Origin of the sequence: Nitrosomonas sp. (assembly GCF_024282095.1) — a bacterium.
In the GTDB taxonomy this organism is placed as follows: Bacteria; Pseudomonadota; Gammaproteobacteria; order Burkholderiales; family Nitrosomonadaceae; genus Nitrosomonas.
In genome coordinates this window covers 1-12,377 of sequence record NZ_JAMWZS010000058.1, presented here as the reverse complement: position 1 = coordinate 12,377, position 12,377 = coordinate 1, and the positions used below count along the sequence as shown (strand labels likewise).

At 41.5% G+C, this 12,377-nt stretch carries 8 protein-coding genes and 1 tRNA gene; all 9 read left to right on the top strand.

What is annotated here, in order from left to right; all coding sequences use genetic code 11:
* Position 1: 1 nt before the first annotated feature.
* The 9 genes from Q0K92_RS12345 (at position 2) to rpoC (ending at position 12,242) form a co-directional block, all read left to right on the top strand.
* Positions 2-77 (top strand) — tRNA-Trp (locus Q0K92_RS12345).
* Between the two features lie 201 nt (positions 78-278).
* Positions 279-623 carry a preprotein translocase subunit SecE gene (gene secE / locus Q0K92_RS12340; protein WP_297326097.1) on the top strand — a complete coding sequence of 115 codons (345 nt, stop codon included), beginning with the start codon at positions 279-281 and terminating at the stop codon, positions 621-623.
* Positions 624-644: 21 nt separating this feature from the next.
* Positions 645-1,178, top strand: a complete 534-nt coding sequence (gene nusG / locus Q0K92_RS12335; protein WP_297326096.1) for a transcription termination/antitermination protein NusG — start codon at positions 645-647, stop codon at positions 1,176-1,178.
* Positions 1,179-1,308: 130 nt separating this feature from the next.
* Positions 1,309-1,740, top strand: coding sequence for a 50S ribosomal protein L11 (rplK, locus tag Q0K92_RS12330; RefSeq protein ID WP_297326095.1), 432 nt, complete (start codon positions 1,309-1,311; stop codon positions 1,738-1,740).
* A gap of 1 nt (position 1,741) precedes the next feature.
* Positions 1,742-2,440, top strand: a complete 699-nt coding sequence (rplA, locus tag Q0K92_RS12325) for a 50S ribosomal protein L1 (protein ID WP_297326094.1) — start codon at positions 1,742-1,744, stop codon at positions 2,438-2,440.
* Between the two features lie 314 nt (positions 2,441-2,754).
* Positions 2,755-3,270 (top strand): 50S ribosomal protein L10, encoded by a 516-nt coding sequence (gene rplJ, locus Q0K92_RS12320; protein WP_297326093.1) that lies wholly within the window; start codon positions 2,755-2,757, stop codon positions 3,268-3,270.
* Between the two features lie 57 nt (positions 3,271-3,327).
* Positions 3,328-3,711: a 50S ribosomal protein L7/L12 gene (gene rplL, locus Q0K92_RS12315; RefSeq protein ID WP_297326092.1), complete on the top strand. Its 384-nt coding sequence runs from the start codon at positions 3,328-3,330 to the stop codon at positions 3,709-3,711.
* Positions 3,712-3,863: 152 nt separating this feature from the next.
* Positions 3,864-7,937 carry a DNA-directed RNA polymerase subunit beta gene (rpoB, locus tag Q0K92_RS12310; RefSeq protein ID WP_297326091.1) on the top strand — a complete coding sequence of 1,358 codons (4,074 nt, stop codon included), beginning with the start codon at positions 3,864-3,866 and terminating at the stop codon, positions 7,935-7,937.
* Between the two features lie 102 nt (positions 7,938-8,039).
* The gene (gene rpoC / locus Q0K92_RS12305) at positions 8,040-12,242 is read left to right on the top strand and encodes a DNA-directed RNA polymerase subunit beta' (protein WP_297326090.1); all 4,203 of its coding nucleotides are present in this window, start codon (positions 8,040-8,042) and stop codon (positions 12,240-12,242) included.
* Positions 12,243-12,377 lie beyond the last annotated feature (135 nt).

Below are 12,377 nucleotides of genomic sequence, written 5' to 3'. Positions count from 1 at the left end.
AAGGCCAGTAGCTCAATTGGCAGAGCGTCGGTCTCCAAAACCGAAGGTTGGGGGTTCGATGCCCTCCTGGCCTGCCAAAATAAATTGAAATTGTTTTTTATCTAATCTAATCATAACAACTGGAAATAAAAAGAATAGTTGGGTGTTTATAAATCTTAGATGCAAGGTGTGATCATTGGTGGAATGTCCTTAAATGCAAAGCCCAATCTTGACTGAGACCCTAGGAAGCAAATTGTCACTGTAACATTAAATCATAAAGCATAAAGGATTGGTTGAACGTGAATAAACTGAAGCTTGGACTTGTATTTATATTCATAATGGCCGGTATTGTGGGTTTCATTTATTTAAGTGAAAGCGCAATGGTTATTCGTCTATTATCGATATTAATTGGATTCCTGCTGGCTGCAATTGTTGCGAAATTCACAACTCAAGGACAAGAATTTTACGGGTTTTGTAAGGAATCTACTGAAGAAACAAAAAAAGTAGTTTGGCCAAATCGAAAAGAAGCGCTCCAAACATCAGGAGTGGTATTTGCTTTCGTGATTGCAATGGCCTTATTTTTGTGGTTTATTGATGCTGCTCTGATGTCACTCGTTAAGCTTATGATGGGTCAGAATGTTTGATCAAATATCACAGAGGAAAGAATGAGTAAGAAATGGTATGTGGTTCACGCTTATTCAGGATACGAGAAAAGTGTACAGCGTGCATTGAAGGATCGTATTGAGCGAGCTGGTATGCAAGATAAGTTTGGTCAAATTTTGGTGCCAGTCGAAGAAGTAATCGAAATGAAAAGCGGCCAAAAGAATATTAGTGAACGAAAATTCTTTCCTGGTTATGTGTTGGTCGAAATGGAAATGTCGGATGAGACATGGCATCTAGTTAAAAACACAGATAAAGTTACTGGGTTTGTTGGTGGTTCAGTGATGAGACCTACGCCAATAAGTCAGAAGGAAGTGGATAACATACTGCATCAGATTCAAGAGGGAGTAGAGAAGCCGAAACCGAAGATATTGTTTGAAATGGGTGAGGCCGTAAGGGTTAAAGATGGCCCATTTACCGATTTTCATGGCAATGTGGAAGATGTTAACTACGATAAAAGCAAACTCAGAGTTTCAGTCTCGATATTTGGACGACCAACACCAGTCGAATTAGATTTTAATCAAGTCGAAAAGTCCTAAAAAATATTTACTGAAATGTATCTGTAAATATTTTTACAGATGAAGAATTAGATTTAGTTGGAAAAAATATTATTAATAGTGAATCGGGGAGAGTGGATAACTACTCGTTTGCACCCAATAGGAGAGCATAGTGGCAAAGAAAATTACTGGATATATTAAACTGCAAGTGCCGGCTGGTAAGGCTAATCCGAGTCCTCCCATTGGTCCTGCACTAGGTCAGCGCCAGTTAAATATCATGGAATTTTGTAAAGCATTCAATGCGGCGACACAAAAGATAGAGCCGGGGTTGCCAGTGCCAGTGATAATCACGGCTTATGCTGATAAGAGCTTCACATTTGTAATGAAAACGACGCCAGCATCAGTGTTAATCAAGAAGGCTGCAGGGGTTGGTAAAGGAAGTCCGAGACCGCATTTAGACAAAGTAGGAAGATTAAGTCGTAGTCAAGCAGAAGAAATTGCAAAGACAAAGATGCCGGATTTAACTGCAGCGAGTTTGGATGCTGCTGTGCGTACTATTGCCGGCAGTGCAAGAAGTATGGGTATAGAGGTAGAGGGTATATAAAATGGCACGTTCATCAAATCGTTATCAAGCTATTGCAGGAAAAGTTGACCGTAATAAAATATATCAGATTGAAGAAGCACTGGAGCTTGTAAAAGAGGCAGCGACAGCTAAGTTTGATGAATCTGTTGATGTGGCGGTCAATTTGGGGATTGATGCAAAGAAATCAGATCAGGCTGTGCGTGGATCGGTTGTTTTGCCAGCAGGCACTGGGAAAACGGTTCGTGTTGCAGTGTTTGCGCAAGGTGATAAAGCTAAAGAAGCTCAAGAGGCAGGGGCAGATATTGTGGGTTTTGAGGATTTGGCCGCCGAAGTTAAAGCGGGTAATATCAATTTCGATATCGCAATAGCAAGCCCAGATGCTATGCGGATAGTTGGTCAGTTGGGTCAGATTCTGGGGCCGCGTAGTTTAATGCCCAATCCGAAAGTTGGTACGGTTACAACGGATATTGCGGGTGCCGTTAAGAATGCGAAGGCTGGACAAGTGCAATTTAGAGCTGATAAAACTGGCATTATTCATTGCACGATCGGGCGAGCATCATTTGGCGTGGAAGCTTTAAAACAGAATTTGATGGCATTAATTGAGGCCCTGAACAAATCTAAACCTGCCTCTTCAAAAGGTGTTTATCTGAGAAGAATATCTGTCTCGAGTACTATGGGCATTGGAGTGCGAGTAGATCAAATGAGTATAACGCAACAATAAAGAACTTTGGGCCACTCAGTGTCTGTATATGTGGGTATTGGGTGGATTGTCAAAGATCGCTGGGGTGATCAAAAAATAACTGGCTATGCTCTCATAAAGATGGCCAGATTATTGGGTGATACTTAAATGTTTGACTATAGGAAAACTGCCGCAGAAGTCAGAGTGGTTTGAATTTCAGATTTTCTGAGCGCCCAGCGTAGATGGTGTACCCAAAACAGGAGTTTATTTTTTCCTGGTTTAAGGTCGCCGGTTTTTAGTATTTGGGAATTAGATTTACTGTACCAAGTACTATTTTTACTGATGGAGAATGAACCTTGAGTCTTAATCTTGAAGAGAAAAAAGCAATCGTAGCGGAAGTGAGCGCCCAAGTAGCAAACGCCCAAGCTATTATCATTGCAGAGTATCGAGGGATGGAAGTTGGTCACATGACGCAACTAAGAGCAAAAACTCGTGAATCAGGAATTTATTTTCGTGTTATAAAAAATTCATTAGTTCGGCGTGCCATTGCTGGTACACCTTATGCGGAATTGGCTAAGCATATGGTAGGACCACTTGTATATGGGATTAGCGCTGATCCAGTTGCGGCTGCGAAAGTGCTGCATGAATTTTCTAAGAACAATGAGAAGTTCGTGATTAAAGTTGGTGCAATGGGTGAGCATGTAATGTCACGGGATGAAATTACTGCGCTTGCTGCATTACCAAGTCGTGAAGAATTGTTAGCTAAATTATTAGGAACAATGCAAGCGCCGATTGCTAAATTTGTTCAAACACTTAATGAAGTACCGGCTAGATTTGTTCGTGGTTTGGCCATGGTACGTGATAACAAATAGTTCTTAAGACTTCTATTTAACTCGTAGCTAAATATAGAAAATAATCAGGAGAAAATAATGGCTGTAACAAAAGATCAAATATTAGAAGCAATTGCAAACATGACAGTGCTTGATTTGTCACAATTGATTAAAGAAATGGAAGAAAAGTTTGGTGTGTCAGCCGTTGCAACGGCAGCTGTTGCTGTTGCTGCACCGGGCGGTGGAGGTGGTGCGCCGGCTGAAGCTGAACAGACCGAATTCACTGTGATTCTTACTTCAGCGGGTGAAAGTAAGGTAAATGTAATTAAAGTAGTAAGAGCAGTGACTGGTTTAGGATTGAAAGAAGCAAAAGATCTAGTTGATGGTGCGCCTAAACCTGTCAAAGAAGGTGTATCTAAAGAGGATGCTGCTGCAATCCAGAAACAATTGATTGAAGCAGGTGCTTCTTGCGAAGTTAAATAAGAATAATTGTAGGATTTCCGGGCTGGTGAGCTATTAAGGCTACCAGCCTTTGGTATTTCGATCGCTTAATACGTCATCGTAGGTAATGAACAATTGATAATTATTGAGCTTCACCTCTTAAATCCTCTGCCTTCTTCGTCCGGAGAAAATTCATGAGCTATTCATTCACCGAGAAAAAACGTATCCGTAAAAGTTTTGCCAAACGTGCGAGCGTATTGCCAATCCCATTTCTTCTCGCGACTCAGCTCGAATCATATGCAGCTTTCTTGCAGGAAAATGTTGCGCCCAATAAACGTCAGAATCAAGGGCTTCAGGCAGCTTTTAATTCAATCTTTCCAATCGAGAGTCATACTAAAAATGCACGTCTTGATTTTATAAGTTATGAGCTTGGCGCACCAGTATTTGATGTGAAGGAATGTCAACAGCGTGGGCTTACCTATGCGTCTCCTCTGCGTGCCAGAGTAAGACTGACAATTATGGATAAAGAAATATCTAAGCCAACAGTAAAGGAAGTTAAAGAACAAGAAGTGTATATGGGTGAAATTCCTTTGATGACAGAGACAGGATCATTTGTTGTCAATGGCACAGAACGTGTGATCGTTTCACAGCTACACCGCTCTCCTGGCGTGTTTTTTGAACATGATCGGGGTAAAACCCACTCGTCTGGAAAGCTATTATTTTCTGCGCGTATTATTCCCTATCGCGGTTCTTGGCTTGATTTTGAGTTTGATCCTAAAGATTGTCTATATTTTAGGATAGACCGCCGCCGTAAAATGCCTGTTACTACGCTATTGAAAGCGATTGGTTGTACTTCAGAGCAGATTTTAAAAGAGTTTTTTATATTTGATAGTTTTTATTTCACAGAAAAGAGTATTCAGTTCGAGCTTGTCCCTGAGCGTTTACGTGGCGAAGTGGCTAGTTTTGATATTCTGACTAAAGGCAAAAAAGTCATTGTTCAGAAAGATAAACGTATTACAGCGAAACATATACGTGAAATGCAGGAAGCTAAGATTGATCAACTGGATGTGCCAGAAGATTTTTTATTGGGAAGAATACTTGCACAAAATATAATCGATAAAGAAACCGGTGAAGTTGTTGCACTGGCTAATGATGAAATTACAGAAGAGACAATTGCTAAGCTACAAAAAGCAAATATAAAGAAAGTCAATACACTGTATGTCAATGATCTTAATTATGGCGCTTATATTTCTCAAACATTAAAGATTGATGAAACAATCGATGAAATGACTGCTCAAGTAGCTATTTATCGAATGATGCGACCCGGGGAGCCGCCTACTGAAGATGCTGTTAAGGTATTGTTTTCTGGCTTGTTCTATTCGCCAGAACGCTATGATTTATCGGTTGTAGGTAGAATGAAATTTAATCGTAGAGTCGGTAGAACTGAATTGACAGGATCTTCGACGCTATCGAATGAAGATATTATTGCTGTTATCAAAATATTGGTAGAGCTACGCAATGGGCGTGGTGAAATCGATGATATTGATCATTTAGGTAATCGGCGGGTGCGTTCAGTGGGTGAATTGGCGGAAAATCAATTCAGATCCGGTTTGGTGCGTGTCGAGCGTGCAGTGAAAGAGCGCTTGAGTCAAGCAGAATCAGAAAATCTGATGCCGCATGATTTAATCAACGCAAAGCCGGTTTCAGCGGCGGCACGTGAATTTTTTGGATCCAGCCAGTTATCTCAATTTATGGATCAGACTAATCCGCTATCAGAGATTACCCATAAGCGTCGCATTTCGGCTTTGGGACCTGGGGGATTGACACGAGAAAGAGCTGGATTTGAAGTACGGGACGTGCATCCAACGCATTATGGGCGCGTGTGTCCGATTGAGACACCCGAGGGACCGAATATCGGTCTGATTAATTCACTGGCATTATATGCACGTACCAATGAGTATGGATTTATTGAAACACCTTATAGCAAAGTGAAAGATTGTTGTGTGACAGAAGAAATAGATTATTTATCTGCAATTGAGGAAGGCAATTATATGATTGCTCAAGCAAATGCAGAGCTTGATGATAATAATCGGTTTATCAGTGAAATCGTTTCTTGTCGCCACAAGAATGAATTTGCTTTGTCTTCACCTGAGCGCATTGAGTATGTCGATGTAGCTCCGGCACAAATTGTTTCTGTGGCAGCATCTTTAATCCCATTTCTAGAACATGATGACGCCAATCGTGCGTTGATGGGTTCAAATATGCAACGTCAGGCGGTTCCTTGCTTGCGCGCTGAGAAACCACTTGTTGGGACAGGTATTGAGCGGGTGGTAGCAATACACTCGGGAACTACTGTTCGCGCTAAACGTGGTGGAATCGTCGATTATGTCGATGCGAGTCGAATTGTTGTTCGCGTACATGATGCAGAAACCCGAATGGGTGAAGTAGGCGTCGATATCTATAATCTTATAAAATATACACGCTCTAATCAAAATACCAATATTAATCAGCGTCCTTTGGTTAAGATTGGAGACAGAATCGATAGAGATGATGTGATCGCAGATGGTGCTTCCACTGACATGGGTGAACTGGCACTGGGGCAGAATATGTTGGTGGCATTTATGCCATGGAATGGTTATAACTTTGAGGATTCAATTCTGATATCAGAACGAATTGTTGCTGAGGATCGGTTTACATCAATTCATATTGAAGAATTATCAGTTGTCAGTAGGGATACGAAACTTGGTACGGAAGAAATAACGGCTGATATTCCAAATTTGTCTGAACATCAACTGGGACGACTTGACGAATCGGGTATTGTTTATATCGGCGCGGAAGTTGAAGCCGGTGATGTATTGGTTGGTAAAGTCACCCCTAAAGGTGAAACACAACTAACCCCCGAGGAGAAGTTATTAAGAGCAATTTTTGGTGAGAAAGCATCGGATGTAAAAGATACTTCGCTACGAGTACCATCAGGAATTTCAGGGACAGTTATTGATGTACAGGTATTTACGCGAGAAGGTATAGAACGGGATAAGCGTGCGCAGCAGATTATCGATGATGAACTGGATCGATATAAGAAAGACTTGGCGGATCAGATGCGTATTGTAGAAGAGGATGCATTTGAACGGCTTGAACGCTTGCTGATTGGCAAGGTCGCTACTGGAGGACCGAATAAACTGATCAAAGGAAAAGAAATAACTGCTGAATACTTGAAGAGTTTTGATCCACACTATTGGTTTGATATTCGTCTGGCGGATGAAGATGCAAGCATACAGTTGGAACAAGTGCGTGAAAGTATGGCACAGAAACGTAAAGCATTTGATGCTGCATTTGATGAGAAAAAGAAAAAGCTTACACAGGGAGATGAGCTGGCGCCCGGTGTGCAGAAAATGGTTAAAATTTATATTGCAGTTAAAAGACGTTTACAGCCAGGTGATAAAATGGCGGGGCGTCATGGTAATAAAGGTGTTATCTCAAAGATTGTACCTTTGGAAGACATGCCCTATATGGCTGATGGGACACCTGTTGATGTAGTATTGAATCCATTGGGAGTCCCTTCCCGGATGAATGTGGGACAAATACTTGAAGTACATTTGGGGTGGGCAGCTAAAGGGCTTGGTAAGAAAATCGACGAAATGTTGAAAGCGCAGCGGAATGCGAATGAAATCAGAGAGTTTTTTGCCAAGGTATATAACGGAAGCGGTAAGAAGGAAGACATATCATCGCTATCCGATCATGAAATCCTATCGCTAGCTGGAAATTTAACTGAGGGAGTTCCTTTCGCCACGCCTGTATTTGATGGAGCGACCGAAGAAGAAATTAAAGACATGTTGGAATTAGCAGGATTACCAAGATCGGGGCAAATCACGCTATATGATGGTCGAACTGGAGAAGCTTTTGATCGATCGGTTACAGTTGGCTATATGCATGTTCTAAAACTGCATCATTTGGTGGATGATAAGATGCATGCGCGTTCAACGGGCCCTTATAGTTTAGTGACACAACAACCATTAGGCGGTAAAGCGCAATTTGGTGGACAACGATTTGGAGAGATGGAGGTGTGGGCATTGGAGGCATACGGTGCTGCATATACCTTGCAGGAAATGCTCACTGTTAAATCGGACGATGTCACAGGGCGTACCAAAGTGTATGAGAGTATTGTCAAGGGTGATCATAAGATTGACGCTGGAATGCCGGAATCGTTTAATGTATTAGTAAAAGAAATACGCTCACTGGGAATGGATATTGATTTGGAACAGCATTGATATTCAGAATAGTTAGGATGATCAGATTGAATTGTATTCTGTCATTCATAATACTTCATTACACCAATATTTTTATTGCCCCCTGAGTTACAGGAGTGACAAATGAAAGCACTGCTAGATTTATTTAAACAAGTTACTCATAAAGAAGAGTTTGATGCAATTAAAATCGGTCTCGCTTCTCCAGAGAAAATTCGCTCATGGTCTTATGGTGAAGTAAAGAAACCCGAAACGATTAATTATCGTACATTTAAACCGGAGCGAGATGGATTATTTTGCGCCAAGATTTTTGGTCCAGTAAAGGACTATGAATGTCTGTGCGGAAAATATAAACGCCTCAAACATCGTGGTGTCATCTGTGAGAAATGTGGTGTTGAGGTAACCTTATCTAAAGTTCGCCGGGAACGGATGGGGCATATTGAGCTCGCTACCCCGGTTTCGCACATCTGGTTCCTAAAATCATTACCTTCCCGTTTAGGTATGGTATTGGATATGACGCTACGCGATATCGAGCGTGTACTTTATTTTGAGGCTTATGTAGTTACCGATCCTGGCCTAACGCCGTTAACACGCTGCCAATTGTTAACGGAAGATGATTATTTAATCAAAACAGAAGAATATGGTGATGATTTTAGTGCCAGCATGGGCGCAGAAGGTATCCGTGATCTATTAAGTAATCTGGATATCAATACTGAGATAGAGAATCTGCGACGTGAAATGGAAAGTACAGGCTCGGAAACAAAGATCAAGAAAATCTCTAAGCGCCTTAAATTACTTGAAGCATTTAATAAATCTGGAATTAAACCACAGTGGATGATACTGACTGTATTACCAGTATTGCCGCCGGATCTTCGACCATTGGTTCCTCTGGATGGAGGGCGTTTTGCAACTTCTGATCTGAATGATTTATATCGACGTGTTATCAATCGCAATAATCGGTTGAAGCGATTACTCGAATTGAAAGCTCCGGAAATTATTGTTCGTAATGAAAAGCGTATGCTGCAGGAGGCTGTTGATTCATTGCTCGACAATGGTCGTCGTGGTAAAGCGATGACAGGTGCTAATAAACGTGCACTCAAATCCTTGGCCGATATGATCAAAGGTAAAGGCGGACGTTTCCGTCAGAATTTGCTGGGTAAACGTGTCGATTATTCGGGCCGCTCTGTTATTGTTGTCGGTCCTCAGTTAAAGCTGCATCAATGTGGATTACCGAAAAAAATGGCACTTGAGTTATTTAAGCCATTTATTTTTAATAAGCTAGAGCTAATGGGGATTGCAAGTACCATAAAGGCAGCCAAGCGCGAAGTGGAAAATGAAAGCGCAGTGGTATGGGATATACTTGAAGATGTAATTCGTGAACATCCAGTCATGTTGAATCGAGCGCCAACTCTGCATCGTCTGGGTATTCAAGCTTTTGAGCCGGTATTAATTGAAGGTAAAGCAATTCAATTGCATCCATTAGTGTGTGCAGCATTTAATGCCGACTTTGACGGCGACCAAATGGCGGTACATGTACCGCTTTCACTAGAAGCACAAATGGAATGCCGAACGTTGATGATGTCAACCAACAACGTGCTATCTCCAGCCAATGGAGAGCCAATTATTGTGCCATCCCAAGATATTGTACTTGGGCTTTACTATACGACGCGTGAGAAAGTAGGTGCGCGCGGTGAAGGCATGTTATTTCAGAATGTCGGCGAAGTATCCCGTGCTTATGAAAGCCGAAACGTAGAGCTAAACGCAAGAATTACTGTAAGAATCAAGGAATATGATACCAATGCTGATGACGAGCGATGTGAAAAAATTACTCGTTACGAGACAACAGTAGGTCGCGCCTTGTTATTTGAGATTTTTCCACCGGGATTACCTTTCTCGCTATTAAATAAGACCCTTAAGAAAAAAGAAATTTCAAAACTGATCAATGCTAGTTTTAGGCGTTGTGGGCTGCGAGAAGCTGTTATTTTTGCAGATAAACTGATGTATGCAGGTTTTACCTATGCGACACGAGCAGGAATTTCAATTTGCGCGGATGATATGCTAATTCCGACTCAGAAGGGCGACATTATTGCTGCTGCGGAAAGTGAAGTAAAAGAAATCGAAGGGCAGTATACCTCAGGTTTGGTAACGCAAGGCGAGCGCTATAACAAGGTTGTGGATATCTGGGGACGTGCGGGTGATCAAGTTGCGAAAGCGATGATGAATCAACTTGGTGTAGAGTCTGTGTATGAGCAAGCCACTGGTAAAATTCAGTTGGATGAAGATGGTAAGCCATTGACGCAAGAATCGTTTAATTCAATTTATATGATGGCCGACTCGGGTGCGCGAGGTTCGGCAGCGCAAATACGTCAGTTATCAGGTATGCGTGGATTAATGGCAAAACCTGACGGTTCGATTATTGAAACACCGATTACTGCGAACTTCCGTGAAGGTTTGAACGTTTTGCAATATTTTATTTCAACACATGGTGCTCGTAAGGGTTTGGCTGATACGGCTTTAAAAACGGCTAATTCCGGATATTTAACTCGTCGTTTAGTAGATGTCACTCAAGATCTTGTCGTTACGGAAGAAGACTGTAATACAAGTAACGGTGTTGTTATGAAAGCGCTGGTAGAAGGTGGCGAGATCATTGAAGCATTACGTGAACGGATTCTTGGTAGAGTTGTTGTAAATGATGTAATTAATCCAGAGAATCAGGAAGTAATCTTTGCTTCAGGTATATTATTGGATGAAGATGCGGTTGATTTGATTGAATCTATGGGCATTGATGAAGTAAAAGTTCGTACACCGCTGACTTGTGAAACACGTTATGGGTTATGCGCTAAATGCTATGGTCGTGATTTAGGACGCGGCACCCCTGTTAATGTGGGTGAAGCGGTGGGCGTTATTGCGGCACAATCTATTGGTGAGCCAGGTACGCAATTAACTATGCGTACATTCCATATTGGTGGCGCGGCATCTAGAACCGCAGTGGTGAGTCAGGTTGAAAGTAAATCAAGTGGAACAGTGCATTACTCCTCTACGATGCGCTACGTGACGAATGCACAAAATGAATTGATAGCAATCTCGCGAAGCGGTGAGATTATTATCCAGGATGAGAATGGCCGTGAACGTGAGAGACATAAGGCATCCTATGGCGCCACATTATTGGTACGTAATGGAGAAAACGTTAAAGCTGGTCAAGTATTAACAACATGGGATCCACATACTCGGCCAATTATCACAGAATATGCTGGTAAGGTACGTTTTGAGAATGTTGAAGAAGGAGTAACAGTAGCCAAGCAAATTGATGAAGTAACCGGGTTGTCTACATTGGTCGTAATCGATCCAAAACGTCGTGGTGTAAGTCAATCAAAAGGCCTACGTCCTTTAGTCAAATTCTTGGATGATGATGGAAATGAAATTAAAGTGGTTGGTGGCAACCAGCCAGTCAGTATTACATTCCAAATTGGTTGTATTATTACTGTACGTGACGGACAATTGGTTAGTGTTGGTGAAGTTTTGGCAAGAATCCCACAAGAAACATCGAAAACGCGCGATATTACGGGTGGTTTGCCGCGTGTAGCCGAGCTTTTTGAAGCGAGATCGCCAAAAGATGCGGGCATGTTAGCGGAAGTAACTGGTATTGTATCGTTCGGTAAGGATACCAAAGGTAAGCAACGACTTGTCATAACTGATTTAGAGGGTATCGTACATGAATATTTAATACCTAAGGATAAACATGTGATGGCACATGATGGTCAAGTTGTTAATAAAGGTGAGATTATTGTTGATGGACCTGCTGATCCACGTGATATATTACGTTTGCAAGGCGTTGAGGCGTTAGCGCGTTATATTACCGATGAAGTACAGGATGTATATCGTCTACAAGGTGTTAGGATAAATGATAAGCATATTGAAGTCATAGTTCGTCAAATGCTGAGGCGAGTTCAAATAATGAGTGCTGGAGATTCAATATTTATACCTGGTGAACAGGTTGAGCGTGCTGACTTATTAATTGAGAATGAGCGTTTGATTGCTGAGAAAAAAATGCCGGCCACTTATGAATTTATGCTTCTTGGTATTACAAAGGCATCATTATCGACAGATTCATTTATATCTGCTGCATCATTCCAAGAAACAACCCGTGTCTTAACAGAAGCTGCAATCATGGGTAAAAAGGATGATCTGCGTGGACTTAAAGAAAACGTTATTGTCGGTAGACTTGTTCCTGCGGGTACAGGATTATCGTTTCATAGTAAGCGCAAAAATCAAGGACGAATGTATGGACTTGGATTAGAGTCAAATATCTCAATTAATAGTACAGTTTAGAAAGTAAAGAACAAGTAGATGGTTTAAATGTTATCTTACTCTGTATTTTTTAAAAATTCTTGACAGTAAAGGATTGACTAAGTAGTCTAGGTGAGAGCAAGGGGAATAGGGTAGGAACTTGCGGAGAGAATAAGA